12 protein-coding genes and 2 pseudogenes are annotated in these 15,827 nt (G+C 45.0%); 5 read left to right on the forward strand and 9 right to left on the reverse strand.

Annotated elements, in window-relative coordinates; genetic code table 11:
- Positions 1–56: 56 nt before the first annotated feature.
- Positions 57–1,139, reverse strand: coding sequence for a D-xylose ABC transporter substrate-binding protein (xylF, locus tag ACIQXN_RS02950; RefSeq protein WP_402961574.1), 1,083 nt, complete (start codon positions 1,137–1,139; stop codon positions 57–59).
- A 282-nt stretch (positions 1,140–1,421) separates the two neighbouring features.
- Entirely contained in the window at positions 1,422–6,776 is a 5,355-nt protein-coding gene (locus ACIQXN_RS02955) for a beta strand repeat-containing protein (protein WP_402961576.1), read from the reverse strand.
- A 322-nt stretch (positions 6,777–7,098) separates the two neighbouring features.
- Between ACIQXN_RS02955 and ACIQXN_RS02960 the strand changes: the two genes are divergently transcribed.
- The 3 genes and pseudogenes from ACIQXN_RS02960 to ACIQXN_RS02970 form a co-directional block, all read left to right on the forward strand.
- A complete protein-coding gene (locus ACIQXN_RS02960; protein ID WP_402961578.1) occupies positions 7,099–7,827 on the forward strand; it encodes an SH3 domain-containing protein in 729 nt (242 codons plus the stop codon).
- Between the two features lie 378 nt (positions 7,828–8,205).
- Positions 8,206–8,613: a DUF1648 domain-containing protein gene (locus ACIQXN_RS02965; RefSeq protein ID WP_402961579.1), complete on the forward strand. Its 408-nt coding sequence runs from the start codon at positions 8,206–8,208 to the stop codon at positions 8,611–8,613.
- 126 nt (positions 8,614–8,739) lie between these two features.
- Positions 8,740–8,868: pseudogene (locus tag ACIQXN_RS02970) on the forward strand (KGG domain-containing protein); the annotation flags it as partial.
- Positions 8,869–9,005: 137 nt separating this feature from the next.
- Here ACIQXN_RS02970 and ACIQXN_RS02975 read toward each other — a convergent pair.
- Positions 9,006–9,347 carry a DUF5658 family protein gene (locus ACIQXN_RS02975; protein WP_402961581.1) on the reverse strand — a complete coding sequence of 114 codons (342 nt, stop codon included), beginning with the start codon at positions 9,345–9,347 and terminating at the stop codon, positions 9,006–9,008.
- 237 nt (positions 9,348–9,584) lie between these two features.
- Positions 9,585–10,145 carry a hypothetical protein gene (locus ACIQXN_RS02980; protein ID WP_402961583.1) on the reverse strand — a complete coding sequence of 187 codons (561 nt, stop codon included), beginning with the start codon at positions 10,143–10,145 and terminating at the stop codon, positions 9,585–9,587.
- 142 nt (positions 10,146–10,287) lie between these two features.
- Between ACIQXN_RS02980 and ACIQXN_RS02985 the strand changes: the two genes are divergently transcribed.
- Positions 10,288–10,977 carry a hypothetical protein gene (locus tag ACIQXN_RS02985; protein WP_402961585.1) on the forward strand — a complete coding sequence of 230 codons (690 nt, stop codon included), beginning with the start codon at positions 10,288–10,290 and terminating at the stop codon, positions 10,975–10,977.
- A 221-nt stretch (positions 10,978–11,198) separates the two neighbouring features.
- On the opposite strand, the gene ACIQXN_RS02990 is transcribed toward ACIQXN_RS02985, so the two are convergent.
- The 5 genes and pseudogenes from ACIQXN_RS02990 to ACIQXN_RS03010 all read right to left on the reverse strand — a co-directional run bounded on the left by ACIQXN_RS02990 (position 11,199) and on the right by ACIQXN_RS03010 (position 14,917).
- Positions 11,199–11,618 (reverse strand): hypothetical protein, encoded by a 420-nt coding sequence (locus tag ACIQXN_RS02990; protein ID WP_402961587.1) that lies wholly within the window; start codon positions 11,616–11,618, stop codon positions 11,199–11,201.
- Between the two features lie 37 nt (positions 11,619–11,655).
- Positions 11,656–12,201 (reverse strand): GNAT family N-acetyltransferase, encoded by a 546-nt coding sequence (locus tag ACIQXN_RS02995; protein ID WP_402961589.1) that lies wholly within the window; start codon positions 12,199–12,201, stop codon positions 11,656–11,658.
- Between the two features lie 106 nt (positions 12,202–12,307).
- Positions 12,308–12,998: pseudogene (locus ACIQXN_RS03000) on the reverse strand (MOSC domain-containing protein).
- 286 nt (positions 12,999–13,284) lie between these two features.
- Positions 13,285–14,118, reverse strand: a complete 834-nt coding sequence (locus ACIQXN_RS03005; RefSeq protein WP_402961591.1) for an SDR family oxidoreductase — start codon at positions 14,116–14,118, stop codon at positions 13,285–13,287.
- 46 nt (positions 14,119–14,164) lie between these two features.
- Positions 14,165–14,917 carry an SDR family NAD(P)-dependent oxidoreductase gene (locus ACIQXN_RS03010; RefSeq protein ID WP_402961593.1) on the reverse strand — a complete coding sequence of 251 codons (753 nt, stop codon included), beginning with the start codon at positions 14,915–14,917 and terminating at the stop codon, positions 14,165–14,167.
- Positions 14,918–15,059: 142 nt separating this feature from the next.
- On the opposite strand from ACIQXN_RS03010, the gene ACIQXN_RS03015 reads away from it, so the two are divergent.
- Positions 15,060–15,731 (forward strand): TetR/AcrR family transcriptional regulator, encoded by a 672-nt coding sequence (locus ACIQXN_RS03015; protein ID WP_402961595.1) that lies wholly within the window; start codon positions 15,060–15,062, stop codon positions 15,729–15,731.
- The last annotated feature ends 96 nt before the right edge of the window (positions 15,732–15,827 follow it).

The raw sequence follows: 15,827 nt of genomic DNA on the forward strand, positions 1-15,827 counted from the left end.
TTAGTAAGAATAGGGGAAGACTCTGCTCCCCCACATTCCTTGTTACGCTTTCACTTTTACGGTTTTTTGGGACGCTCGCTCTCAGGAACATTTTTATAAACATCTTCGTATGAATGGAAGCCGTCTTTCACAACTGTATCCATGATATTCTCTTGATCTACCATAATTGGATCAAGCTTAATGAACGGAACATCCATTTTCCCATTGTTAATGGATCCTTCCGCTTCAACCTTCTCTCCATTTGCAAGTTTAACCGCTACTTCTGCACTCGTTGTCGCAATCGTTTTAATTGGCTTATAAACCGTCATGGATTGCGTACCTTCTGCAATACGCTGAACCCCAGTGACATCTGCATCTTGCCCCGAGATCACTACTTTTCCATCCAAGTTTTGTCCTGATAAGGCCTGAATAGCTCCACCAGCCGTGTTGTCGTTTGAAGCAACAACCGCATCAATTTTATTTTTATTAGCTGTAAGTGCATTCTCCATAATTTTCAGTGCTTCGTTTGCATCCCAGTTCTTAGCCCATTGATCTCCTACGACTTCAATGTCGCCTTTATCTACAAGAGGTTGGATAATATTCATCTGTCCCTCTCTAAACATCTTTGCATTGTTATCCGTAGGTGAGCCACCCATTAGGAAGTACTTCCCTTTAGGCATTTTTTTCACTAAGTATTCTGCCTGCATCTCTCCAACGCGGATATTATCGAAGGAAACATAGGCATCGATTTCTGAGTTATTGATTAAACGGTCATAGGCTAATACAGGAATATCTTCCGCTTTAGCTTGATCCACAACAGGTGTTAGGGAATCAGAATTGATTGGAATGATAACCAGTGCATCAATTCCCTGTGAAAGCATATTCTGAATCTGCGACAATTGTTTCGCTTCGTCACCATCTGCTGATTGAACGACTACTTCCGCACCTAGTTCTTCCGCCTTCTTCACAAATAAATCTCTATCATGCTGCCATCTTTCTAAAGATAAGTCTGAAACGGAAAGACCGATTTTAATCGCCTTATCCACTTTCTTCTCTTTGGTACCGCTTACATTTTTACCTGTATCCTGCCCACAGGCTGCCAGGATAAATACTAATAAAGATACCATTAAAACATTTAGTAACCCCTTACGTGTACCCATTTAGTTAACCTCCCTTTTTTATCTAAAAAAATACCCAAATATTCCAAATATTTCAATTGATTATAGCATGGCGAATTTAGTTTGTCTATCCGATGAACAAACTTATTTTGGTTAAATCCCCACTGTCTGATTCCCTTCTTCAAGAAAAATTTACACAGAATTGAATAAATAACAAAAGGCAGAAACGTTGATATGACAACATTTCTGCCTCTTTTTAAATATACACTAGAACTTACGGACTTTTAGACAGTTATTCCTTTACTCAACTTACTCTTCACTTCATCAAGGAAAGCGTATCGCATTCAAATCAATGTTTATAGCACTTGATGTCGATATACTTAAAGCCGTCGTGAAGGCAATCCTAACATCATAGGTTGTGGTACCAGTGACCGTAGCCGGATTAACATTGGTGGACGAAACTGGAAATCTCGCCGTTTCAGCAACATTTAAACTCCTTTGAACCGAACGCGTGTCGATTAACGTTCCATTACGGTATAGACGAGTCTGCACGGTTAAATTGGCATTTGCCAATGTATTTACATCAATGGATACGGCATAGTCCACTTTGACGTTCTGTCCAACAGTAGTTGGTACATTCAGCGTAGCCACTGTTGTTTCACCTGTTAACGGAAGAGCGATTGGACCAGCTACCTCAGTAAAAAATACTTGTGGTCCTGTTCCGGTGGCCCCGGTTGCACCTGTTGCTCCTGTAACACCTGCTCCCGTCACTCCGGTCGCGCCTGTTACTCCAGTAAGGCCTGTCGCCCCAGTAACTCCTGTGGCTCCCGTGATTCCTGTTGATCCCGTTACACCCGTTGCTCCAGTAAGCCCTGTGGCCCCTGTTAGACCTGTCGCTCCAGTAACACCCGTGGCTCCGGTAATTCCTGTGGCTCCTGTTAAGCCCGTGGCTCCGGTAATTCCTGTCGCTCCCGTTAAGCCCGTGGCTCCGGTTAAGCCCGTGGCTCCGGCGAGACCAGTTGCTCCAGTAATTCCTGTGGCTCCTGTCGCTCCTGTTACTCCAGTAAGGCCTGTTGCTCCGGTAACACCCGTGGCTCCGGTGAGACCTGTCGCTCCTGTTAAGCCCGTGGCTCCGGTAACACCAGTTACTCCCGTGAGACCTGTCGCTCCAGTAACACCCGTGGCTCCTGTAATTCCTGTTGACCCTGTTAAGCCCGTTGACCCTGTTAGACCTGTTGATCCCGTAACCCCTGTTGATCCTGTTAAGCCCGTTGCTCCAGTAAGCCCTGTGGCCCCGGTTACTCCCGTTACACCCGTTGCTCCTGTTAATCCTGTTGCCCCTGTTAAGCCCGTTGCTCCCGTGAGACCAGTTGCTCCAGTAATTCCTGTAGCTCCTGTTAGACCCGTTGATCCGGTAATTCCTGTGGCTCCCGTGAGACCTGTTGCTCCGGTAACTCCCGTGGCTCCGGTAACTCCCGTGGCTCCGGTAACTCCTGTCGCTCCTGTTAAGCCCGTTGATCCGGTGAGACCTGTCGCTCCGGTTACTCCTGTCGCTCCTGTTACTCCTGTTACTCCAGTAAGGCCTGTCGCCCCAGTAACTCCTGTGGCTCCAGTAATACCCGTTATTCCCGTGAGACCTGTCGCTCCTGTTAAGCCCGTTGATCCGGTAATTCCTGTTGAACCTGTGAGACCTGTGGCTCCGGTAATTCCTGTCGCTCCCGTTAAGCCCGTTGCTCCGGTGAGACCAGTTGCTCCTGTTAAGCCCGTTGATCCGGTAACTCCTGTCGCTCCCGTGAGACCCGTTGCTCCAGTAATTCCTGTGGCTCCTGTTAGACCCGTTGATCCGATAATTCCTGTGGCTCCCGTGAGACCTGTTGATCCGGTAACACCCGTTGATCCGGTTACTCCCGTGGCTCCAGTATCACCTGTCGCTCCCGTTAAGCCCGTTGATCCGGTAACCCCTGTTGATCCTGTTAGACCTGTTGCACCAGTAACACCCGTGGCTCCTGTAATTCCTGTTGATCCCGTTAAGCCTGTTGCCCCTATTAGACCTGTGGCTCCCGTGAAACCTGTCGCTCCAGTAACACCCGTTGCTCCGGTAATTCCTGTCGCTCCTGTTATGCCCGTTGCTCCGGTTACTCCTGTCGCTCCCGTGAGACCCGTGGCTCCAGTAATTCCCGTTGATCCCGTTAAGCCCGTTGCTCCAGTAATTCCCATTGATCCCGTTAAGCCCGTTGCTCCAGTAATTCCTGTGGCTCCTGTTAGACCCGTTGCTCCGGTAATTCCTGTGGCTCCTGTTAGACCCGTTGATCCGGTAATTCCTGTGGCTCCCGTTAAGCCCGTTGATCCGGTGAGACCAGTTGCTCCAGTAATTCCTGTAGCTCCTGTTAGACCCGTTGATCCGGTAATTCCTGTGGCTCCCGTGAGACCTGTGGCTCCGGTAACACCCGTGGCTCCGGTTACTCCTGTCGCTCCTGTTACTCCTGTTACTCCAGTAAGGCCTGTGGCTCCGGTAACACCCGTGGCTCCGGTGAGACCTGTCGCTCCTGTTAAGCCCGTTGCTCCGGTTACTCCTGTCGCTCCCGTGAGACCCGTTGCTCCAGTAATTCCTGTGGCTCCCGTGAGACCTGTTGCTCCGGTAATTCCTGTGGCTCCCGTGAGACCTGTTGCTCCGGTAACACCCGTTGATCCGGTTACTCCCGTGGCACCAGTATCACCTGTCGCTCCCGTTAAGCCCGTTGATCCGGTAAGGCCTGTGGCTCCGGTTACTCCCGTGGCTCCTGTTAACCCTGTAGCCCCTGTTAAGCCCGTTGATCCGGTAATTCCTGTGGCTCCCGTGAGACCTGTTGCTCCGGTAACACCTGTTGATCCTGTTAGACCTGTTGCACCAGTAACACCTGTTACTCCGGTAATTCCTGCGGCTCCTGTTAAGCCCGTTGCTCCGGTAACTCCTGTCGCTCCCGCGAGACCCGTTGATCCGGTAATTCCTGTTGATCCCGTTAAGCCAGTTGCACCAGTATCACCTGTCGCTCCTGTTAAGCCTGTTGCTCCGGTAACTCCTGTCGCTCCCGTGAGACCCGTTGCTCCAGTAATTCCTGTGGCTCCTGTTAGACCCGTTGATCCGGTAATTCCTGTGGCTCCCGTGAGACCTGTTGATCCGGTAACACCCGTGGCACCAGTATCACCTGTCGCTCCCGTTAAGCCTGTTGCTCCGGTAAGGCCTGTGGCTCCGGTTACTCCCGTGGCTCCGGTTACTCCCGTGGCTCCTGTTAACCCTGTAGCCCCTGTTAAGCCCGTTGCTCCAGTAAGCCCTGTGGCCCCTGTTAAACCTGTTGATCCGGTTAAGCCCTTTGACCCTGTTAGACCTGTTGATCCGGTAACACCCGTTGATCCCGTGAGGCCTGTTGATCCTGTAATTCCTGTGGCTCCAGTAACACCAGTTACTCCCGTGAGACCTGTCGCTCCCGTTAAGCCCGTTGACCCTGTTAGACCTGTTGATCCGGTAACTCCGGTAACTCCTGTTGCACCGGTAACACCCGTTGATCCCGTGAGGCCTGTTGCTCCGGTAATTCCTGTCGCTCCAGTAACACCAGTTATTCCCGTGATTCCTGTTGCACCAGTAACACCCGTGGCTCCCGTTAAGCCTGTCGCTCCAATTAAGCCGGTGGCTCCGGTTAGACCTGTTGCACCGGTAACACCCGTTGATCCGGTAATTCCTGTTGCCCCCGTTACACCAGTTGGTCCTGTTTCACCAGTAGCTCCTGTAATCCCTGTTTCTCCCGTCGGTCCAGTGACTCCCGTTGCGCCGCTTGATACAAGCAAGGTATAATCTGCCGATTGGCCAGGAATTCCTGTAGGACTTGCTACATTCGCTCGATAGAGACTTCCCTCATATTCTACAATCTGGCCTGCCGGATAACCTGGTGCTGCAGCTGGATCAAATGCTACTGCATCATCTAAACCTGCTCCCGTCGCTCCGGTCGTACCTGTGGCTCCCGCATCTCCAGTTGCCCCTGTTGGGCCAATATCTCCTGTAGCTCCTGTTGCACCAGGTGATCCTGTTTCACCAGTGGCTCCTGTAATCCCTGTTTCTCCCGTCGGTCCAGTGACTCCCGTTGCGCCGCTTGATACAAGCAAGGTATAATCTGCCGATTGACCAGGAATTCCTGTAGGACTTGCTACATTCGCTCGATAGAGACTTCCTTCATATTCTACAATCTGACCTTCTGGGTAACCTGGGGCTGCAGCTGGGTTAAAAGCTACTGCATCACCTAGACCTGATCCTGTTGCTCCGGTCGTCCCTGTTATTCCTGTGGCTCCTGTGGCTCCTGTCTCTCCTGTAGCTCCTGTCTCTCCTGTAGCTCCAGTTACGCCCGTACCTCCACTTGACACAAGGAGTGTATAATCTGCGGACTGACCTGGGATTCCTGTCGGACCTGCCACATTCGCTCGATAAAGGCTTCCTTCATACACTACAATTTGACCTGCGGGATAACCCGGGGCTTCTGCTGGATCAAAAGCTACAAGATCATCCAAACCTGCTCCCGTTGCTCCTGTAGATCCAGTTATACCTGGTACTCCCGTTTCTCCCGTAGCACCTGTTTCACCACTCGGTCCTGTTGCTCCTATTTCGCCAGTTGCTCCAGTCGGTCCTACTATTCCCGTAGCTCCCGTTTCTCCAGTCGGTCCCGTTGGCCCGTTCGATACAAGTAATGTATAATCTGCCGATTGACCGGGAATTCCCGTAGGACCCGCTACATTCGCTCGATAAAGGCTTCCTTCATACACTACAATTTGACCTGCGGGATAACCCGGGGCTTCTGCCGGATTAAAAGTTACCGCATCCTCTAACCCTGATCCCGTCGCACCAGTAGAGCCAGTTACTCCTGTCGCTCCCGTTTCTCCCGTAGCACCTGTTACACCACTCGGTCCTGTTACACCCGTTGACCCACCCGATACCAGTAATGTATAATCTGCCGATTGACCGGGAATTCCCGTCGGGCCCGCTACATTCGCTCGATAAAGGCTTCCTTCATACACTACAATTTGACCTGCGGGATAGCCTGGTGCTGCAGCTGGATCAAAAACTACTGCATCATCCAAACCTGCTCCCGTAGCACCGGTAGAGCCTGTTATTCCTGTTGCTCCCGTTTCTCCAGTCGGTCCCGTTGGCCCGCCCGATACAAGTAATGTATAATCTGGCGATTGACCGGGGATTCCTGTAGGACCCGCAACATTTGCTCGATAAAGGCTTCCTTCATATTCTACAATCTGGCCTGCGGGATAACCCGGGGCTTCTGCCGGATTAAAAGTTACCGCATCCTCTAACCCTGATCCCGTTGCACCAGTAGATCCAGTTATACCTGGTGCTCCTGTTTCTCCAGTTGGTCCAGTTACCCCTGTTGCTCCCGTTTCTCCAGTTGGCCCTGATACTCCAGTAGATCCTGTTTCACCAGTCGATCCAGTTGTTCCTGTTGGTCCAGTAATTCCGGTGACTCCCGTAAGTCCCGTGGATCCAGTTGGACTTATCGGTTCACTTCCTCCAGGTAATCTTATATCCACTTTTACTTCTTGCCTTACATCATTTTGATTACTCTTTTTATGTTTACGGTTAGATTCACACTGACATTTTTTATGTCCACAATGCTTACACTTTTTATGTTTTTTATCTTTATGCAATTCATTTCCTCCTTAATTCACCTGTCTGTATACTATGAATCTGGCTAATAAAAAGAGTAGACGATTATCCAAGGTGCGGATTCCAAAGCCGAATATATCCTGTTTGTCTTAGACTGCAAGACATAGCTTCAGTGTTTGTTAAAGTGAACATATTTGCTCAATTTACAAAAGAGATCTTGCTTAGCTTATCCCCTATCCCTCAAGTAACTTTCGCTAAAATCTGGATAATGAATATAAATTATATCAGAATAGGTATTTACACCCACTTACTTAAGTAGTAGTATGTATTTATATTAATTGATATTTTTACCAGGAGGAACGGATGAAAAATAACAAATCATTAAAAATTATTATTGCTTCCTTATTACTATTGACTCTAATATTCAGCTTCTCTCCTCGATTAGAGGTTCAAGCTGCCAGTGGGAAAACAGCTTATGTTGATATTAAATCAGGGTACTTAAATGTCAGAAGCGGTCCAGGTAGCAAGCATAAATCAGTTGGAAAATTGTACAATAAAGATAAACTCAACGTTCTTTCTGTAAAGAATGGTTGGGCGAAATTCACCTACAAAGGAAAGTCGAGCTATACCTCGAATGATTATTTACGCTACTATAAAACAATGTCAAAGACAGAAGCAAAAAAGCTCACCGACAAGGCGATAAAATTACAGGATAGCCTTGATAAGTCGTATACAAAAAAACAGATTAAAGCGAAGTTGTCACCAGCCTTTACAGATGCCTTTATTAATAAGTTTATTAAATATGACTTTTGGAAATCTGGAAAAGATAAATCTGGAAACACCCTCTATCAAGTTATACCAACTGACTTTCCTTATTACTATATTATGTATGGATTCATCTGGGACGATGCCAAAGCTTACGAAAGAGCTCAGCCAGTGAAAGTCACATACTATAAGAAAAAAGGCAAAGAGTACTTATTAGTTTCCCAAAAGTATTATCCAGATGAACTGTACAGCAATGTCGAACAAAAAGTCTATTTCTCAAGATCCAGTTCGAACGCGAAATGGAGAGTATATAATACAAGATGGTAAATGGTCTATCGGCAAAGAATAACCTCTCAGTCTAGATACTAGCCATTTTTCAATCACGAAATGGATTCATCAAAAAAGCCGATTCACGTTCAAAATTTGAATGTGAATCGGCTTTTTTAATAGAAGGGCTTTATACTTTACTTTCTTTCAAAAATGTATCAATTTCCACAAATCATCTTCTGATACGAAAATACATACAGATAGGTGAATTGAATTTTTATATAACATTTCACCTTCACAATATGCTTTTAATGATGATTCATTTTCCTTGATAGAGAGGATTATTTTGGATAGATTCACTTTGTTCGCAACCCCCATGCTAAAATAGAGATAGTGTCAAATGCTTTTATACCGGAAAGTTTTATTATTGAAATGGGGATGAGAGGAATCAAACAGCTGCGGCAGATTGTAAAACGTAATAGAACGCCATTAGAGATGATCTTGGATATCATTTCTCTCTTATTTCTGATTGCTAGTCTCCTATACATAATTACGGAATGGTCGTCTTTACCAAGTCGGATTCCCTTTCAATTTAATTTCGGGGAAGTGAAAATTTGGGGCTCGAAAGGAAGCGTAATTGCTCTTCCGCTTTTTGGGGTAATCATTTGGATTGGATTAAGTATCCTTGAAAAATTCCCGCAGCACATTAACCTCCCTTTTTTTGTTCAAGAAAACAAGGAAATGGAGCATAGAAATAACCGGATCTTGTTAAATATGACCAAAAATGTAGTGGTCATCTTTTTTACTTATACAAATTGGACGAGCATCCAATTAGCTTTAATCTAGTATTGGATGGTATTCTAGTTAATTCGCACAATGTTAGTTTTTTTGATAATAGATGCTTACTAGATAAAAAACCCGGATATATATTAAACTGTAAGCAATACAAAAACTTTTATAGGCGTGATTAACATGGCTAACGATAACAAGATGAGTCGAGAAGAAGCTGGTCGTACAGGTGGAGAAGTCACTTCGAAAAATCACGACAAAGAGTTTTATCAAGAGATCGGTAAAAAGGGCGGAGAGGCCCTTAACAACAATGACAACAACTAAATGATTACATATAATGAATAATTGCCTACGCGGCAATTATTCTTTTTTTATCCATCGGAAGATATATCGGTCAATTTGTGGTTTTTATCGGTCCATTTCAATGATATATCGGTCAATATTCATTTTTATCGGTCTATGAACAGACCCTTCAAAACTATCAACATCCAGGCAACATGGTATACCGTGACTGCCGCATAAGTTGCCAAACAAAACACTGCTCCCCCGTTCACCATTTTCCGGTGCTCCAACCTCGGATAGATCCACAATAGAAGCAAAGGAAGGAAAAGCTTGCATCCGTAGAAAAAGATTCGGCTCCATTGATACACCTCTTTCATGAGGGGATTCAATTCTCTTATGTACCCTGCCTGGATACCAAAATCGGTTACCACAGCATCGAACAGACATAGTATGAAAATCCATACGAGCAGCTTCTTCATTTTTTCTTCAGAAATTCTTGCTTCTCTCACATGATCTCCTCCTACCTCTATCCTTTCAAAATACGATAGGAACATACCTTTTCAAGATGGAATGAAAATGCAGAGCTATCGAATGGTTAGTTCATTATAACGAACAATCACTTAAGAAGCATTGCATACATAGCACCCGATTATTTTCACATAGCTAAATCATCGGGTTTATCCACATAAGAACCAAGGATGTATCCACAATTTGAACAATAGTAATAGGGGATCCTAGACGGCTTTTTATTTTTTCCCCTCATTCTTCATAAGCTCTTCATCTATTTCTTTGACATTTTCTTCGCTGCCATCTTCCTTTACCGCTTTCACTTTAACGTTTTGTACATCGCTAATGGCATACCAAAACCTTTTCCCTTCCTCTACTTCAATGATTTCGGCTGGTTCATCACCTGCAAACACATTTGTAATAGAGTCGTCGGTAAGCGTACCTGAGTATATGTATGGTTCTTCGCTCATTGAAGACCATTGAACAGCGCTATCCCACTCGGCTCCCCGTGTTTGCTTCCACTCCCACTTCCCATTTTCTTTTTCAAAATAAGCAATGAAAATTTGATCTCCATTTGGATTATGCTCAGTGAAGATGGCTATGCTATCTTGATGTTGGTTCAACTTATGGACATTCGTATATACGAGGGAATAGGAATAATTAAACTCCTTTCCATACTCTTCCTTCGTTTTCTCCATCTCCGCGTGAAAAAAATCCTCGAATGTCGGTTCTTTCGACTTCGAACAGCCGATTAGAAAGAGTAAGCACAGGATGGTCATACCTATCATTCTTTTTTTCAATTTAATCCCTCCATCGGTCCAGTTATGTATCATCACCTTAATTTTACCATTTATAGAAGTCTAGGAAATGTTATTTTGCCACTCCACTTACTAATGAATTTTCACCCTTGAGCCGATATATAAAGTGGATAGGGGGTATTCGATGAAAATTTCTTTTGGAACGGAATCTGTTCCGTTATATAAACAACCTGAGCACCAACAAGTAAAGGCAGCGGCATCAGAAAGTTCATTTGCCAAAAAGGATACAGTCACGATTAGCGGCAGTTCGCTCCAATTATTCGGGCAAATGCAACAAAAGCAAACCTCCATGATTGAAGGTCTCATGAAGCAACGTGAAGGCATTCAAGAAATGAAAAGCAACTTAACCGAACGAACATTGGAAAAAGGACAAGACATTTCTTCCATTGAAGACCAACTTAAACAATTCGAGCTACAAATTACGGAAATCGATCAGCAAATAGCCGATATGGAAATGGAAGAGCGTCAAAAGGCACTAGGGAAAGAAAAGAAAACCGAAGAAGAGGAATTGACGGGAACTGACACACAGGCTTCCCTAATCAAATCTTCACAATCCTTGGACCGTATCGAAAATGTGTATCAAGTGAAGAACTCCATGGAACGTGAACATAGAAGCATAGCAAGTGAAATGAAAATGGACGCTTCACGGGGCGTGTTTAGCGAAGCGAAGTCTGAACGCTTAAACGAACTGGAAAACCGAATGGAAGATGTCGAACAAAACATGATGAAAGATATGAATGCGATTCATGAACCGTCAGAAGATGAGGAAGAAAATGAGCTAACAGATCAACAAGAAGACATACATAACAGCTAGTAACTTAAAAATGAGCTTGGCAAATCACTTCCAAGCTCATTCTTATCTCTCAATAAGGAATTCTTTCTTTTGGAGAAAAATAGAATCTGCTATCCAAAAAACAAGGGCGGTAAAAATTACTCGTCACTTCCCTGGCGTGATTTCAACCACGATAGGCAATAATTCAACCACAGAATCCATTAATTCGACCACGCAATGCGTTAATTCAACCACACTCCCCTTTACATGGAATCCCGTTTGGTCCCGAATAGGCTTGGAAAGAGCATCAACCCAGCTACAATTGGTATGATCTTGAAACCATCCCTAGAAAGCAGCCAATAGGGGTCGGGTAAGTGTTCTACGTTTGGGAAAAAGGTATAAACGCTTGGTACATATAATGAAAGAAGTAGACAGGGAATGGTCACGCATAAAAAAAGAGGCATATGGACTTTGAACGCCCACCCCTTCACGAAAAGCAGCGACAGGTAGACACCACACACAATTGGTGCAATGGTATCGAACCAAAATAGTGGCTCGATTACAAACGTTTCATCGACTTTCTTTTGAATGCTCCCATCAATTTTAGAGCTACTAATGATCAAGGCGAATAAGCCCGCTAACCAAAGTAATTTCCAGAAATACGATGACAAATGGTGACGCATTTACAAAACCTCCCCCGCTAAATATAGACCCTTTCCATCAGTTCCATTCATTAGCCAACAGTCCATAAATAACGTGATCTTCATAATGGTCATATAACCACTCTGCTTGTCTTATTCGTCCTTCTTCCATAAAACCGAACCTCTCAGGAAGCGCTCTACTTTTTCTATTTTCAACGGCGACCCTCACTTCAATTCGATTTAGCTGTAAGTCGATAAATCCGTAATCGATCAATGCTTTAAATGCTTTAGACATTATACCTTTACCTTGAAATTCTTCGCCTAACCAATAACCCACAACACCCATTTTATTAGCCTTGTTTATTGTATTAAATCCGATTGTACCTGCAATTCTTCCATTATAAATAATGGCAAACGATTGTGGATATCCCCCATTATCAATCAGCTCTCTATATCTTGATTGAATATTTTGGGCAGTATCTTCTACACGCTTTGTATGATCGAGCCATCCAAGCCACTCTTTTAAATAGGATTTAGATTGAATGATCAGGTTGTAGAACTCGACAGCATCATCTTTATTAAACATTCTCAAAGATACTTCTTCATCTATCTTATGTACTAACATAATCCCCACACCACTTTCTTTTTCTTATAGTTATAAAATATTTATCTAAATATTACCATAATTTAAAAACACTGCCTATCCTTGGTAGTAGGCAGTATTCCTATTTTCAGTCTAGTAGAACAACTTCATCTCCGACACATATTTCCCCGGTTCGAATGACAGAAACATATACGCCAAAATGATTATCTCGATTCTGTAGAACGTTTTTTTGCAAGGACGGATCTCGGTTGGCATTGTCATGATCCACCGTGCTGATCATGCACCTTTCACAGTGTCTTTTCATTTCGATTTCGACGCTTTTTCCTATCTTTAATCGTTTGCCGAACCATGTTTCTTCTATAAATGGGATGGGGTTTTTTAAGGAGATGAGGAAGTTGGGGCGAAAGCGTCTATAATCGAGAGTCGATTTTCCCCATATCGTTTGCAATTCATTCAGGGACGCATCCGTAACCAGTTGAATATGTTCAACTTCGATTGACCCTAAAGGTACTTGGGTAGGCAAATATTCAATGAGGGAAATCTTCCGTTTGGATTCGATTTCCATGTCCCTCATTAAGTCCACATCTCCCCAATCGACTACCTTCCCTTCCGGTGTGGTAATTTCAACTTTTGGATAAGCCTCCATCGACTCTTCCCCTACAAATCATGCTTGATACTTGAGTGATTGTTAAAAATTTACCTGGTCTGGTTTCATCCAAAAATGCATGACTACGATCTCCATAGATCCCATAATCGTTCTCCCCACGAAACGATTTAACAGGATGTTGCACAACTTCCTTGATATGACCCACTAACATGTTATTCCCGCTACTTACTTTCCATGGAAATCTTAATATATTATCAAGGTTGTTTATTGGAATCAAAAAGAACGGATTCTACCTAGCCGTAGAATCCGTTCTTTTTAAATATTCATTATTCTTACTTTATAGAACCCTTGTTTTTTTCATGATGAGAGAAATTGTTACAGAGAGTATGAATAGGAGCATGTTTTCCTAGTATGAACATGATGAGGGAGCGTATTAGATGATGAATTTTATAAAAGTGCACCAGTAAACCATAGATAAGTCCACGGAAGTTTTCAATTCAATTATTGAAGTAAGAACCTTGTTGTTCGAGGTCAGCAATCAGCCCAAGTTGCAAAGGCTTCCAATTCAAGAGTTCCTGAGTTGACGTGCTTGATTTTGGAATATCGAGTGCGGCAAGTGTGCCAAGGAATCCGAAGTGGTCATTTGCCTCTTCTCTTGAAATACTGACTACTGGAAGGTTCAGTTGTTGCCCGATTACCTGTGCAATGTCACGAAAGGGTATCCCTTCATCTGCAACCCCATTTAGCCTTGAACCGGCGGGGGCATTTTCTAAGGCGAGACGATATAAATGCGCGGCGTCAAGCCGGTGAACTGCGGGCCAGCGATTGGTTCCCTCTTCCACATAAGCTGAGAAGCCCTTTGTTTTGGCAATTTGGATTAATCTAGGCACAAATCCCGTGTCACCCTCACCATGTACCGAAGGACAAAGCTCGACAATCGATGTTCGCACTCCGCTCTCAGCTAGCGATACCATTACTTTTTCTGCTGCCAATCCGTTGTTATGGGTGGTGATGACGAACGGTTTACCGGACCCTTCCAGAGCCGACCCCATCGCCTCAACAGCGTGCAAATCTGCGGTGAGTGCCCCGTCGAAGTTTGAAAAGTCGTGATTAAATGCTAGATGAATGACGCCATCTGCAGTAGCTGCACCCCTGCGAAGACTGTCAAGATCATCGATATCGCCGCGGTGACTATCTACCCCAACCTCTTTTAGCTTCGCAGCACTATCGTCTGAGCGCGCAAGACCAACAACCTGATGACCGGCGTTTTTGAGTTCGCAGAGGACCGCAGAACCGATGTACCCGGTTGCTCCTGTTAAGAAAACACGCATTGAGCTCTCCCCCTTACCATGATATCCATCGTTTTATAAACGTTCATTACCATGCAACCGCACCATCCTCATCAGAGAACGTCCCCGTTGGGCCATCCGCATCAAGCATCGCCAGCCGGACTGCTTCACGTGCTCCTTGCTCGACACTACGAGCTCCGGAAAAATTATTAAGTGCAGTCGAAGTATGACCCGGACATGCTGCATTGACCTTGATATTTGTTGATTCAAGCGCAAAAGCAAAGGCAAGTGTCACCGCATGAACAGCCGATTTTGACGCTGAATAGGCTCCAAACATCGCACGGTGAGGATTTTCTGGAAGAGAATTCCAGCTAAGAGAGCCACCGGAGCTGCCCATGTTGACGATCCGAGCTGATGGGGCTTCACGTAAAAGTGGCAACATGGCCTGTGTGACAGCTATGACTCCAAAAACGTTCGTTTCATAAACTGCACGGATGTCTTCAAGCGAAGCAACAGTCATAAGCCCACTTGCCGGGCCACTGCTCGGAAACGGATCTCCAGGTTTGCCTGCATGTGAGATGCCTGCATTGTTCACAAGCACGTCGAGCCGACCAAATTCGTTCCGAATACGCTCTGCCGCAGCAAAGATTGATTCCTGATTTGTCACATCGAGCTGGAGAGCATGCGCATCAGGACCAATGCTAGCAGAGGCCGACTTTCCGTTCTCTAAGCTACGAGAGCCGATGAGTACAGTGTAGTCGTTTGCTGCCAGATCCTTTGCGATTTGTAATCCTATTCCTTTATTAGCTCCTGTAATCAACGCGACGGGCTTGTTCTGCATGGTTTTAATCTCCTTTGTTTTTGGAATAGTATCTATAATTTTCCCATCCGTTGTGGGATAATGATATTAAACCACACAATTACGGAACTGTAAAGTTCCGAAACTAACAAGTTTCTTATTTTGTTTAAAAGGGGTTAAATCTATGAAGAAAATAAGTGCAGAAACATCCGAGCGAAGCGAAGAAGCTGTGGTATTGACTGAAAAGCCTGCGCGAACATTAGGCCGTAAGCGCGACCACACAAAGGACGCAAAAATTCTTGAAGCAGCCATAGATATTCTTGCCGATGCTGGTTTCGACGGTATGACAATGGATATGGTTGCCACTAAAGCGAAGGCCGGAAAAGCGACAGTATACCGCCGCTGGTCTTCCAAAACAGAACTCGTCCAGGAAGCCTTGGCATGGATGAACAAAAGTCATCTTGAGTTGGAGCATTTGCCTGATACTGGTACACTACGTGGTGATCTTCTCGCCCTTCTGAAGCCGCAATCGATCGAAGAAGGAGAGAAAAAGCTTCGAGTCCTCATGGGGCTGGGATCTTTCTTGCAACAGATGGAAGTATCAGAGGGTGGGGGAATCGAGATTTTCGAGTCTTGGGATACCCGAAATCACGAACTCATTCACCGAGCTATAACCAGTGGTGAAATTCCCGCTCATGCGGATGTGGAGTTGGCATGCCAGGTTATTATATCCATGGCTGCTTATCAGGGACTTGTTCAACGGCGGACGTTCGACCCGGATTCTTACGCGGCTCTTATTGATGGGATTCTGTTGCCGGCTCTCAAGAACCCTCAAACGGCTTCACATAAGAAATGAACCTTGACTGGCTTCCAGCCTTTCAAGGTTTTTTTGCTCAATTGTTGAGCAAAAAAGAGACATTAGGTAAAAATGGGGTAGATTGATTTGGTGAAA

This window comes from Peribacillus sp. NPDC097295 (genome assembly GCF_044761665.1).
Taxonomy (GTDB): domain Bacteria; phylum Bacillota; class Bacilli; order Bacillales; family DSM-1321; genus Peribacillus.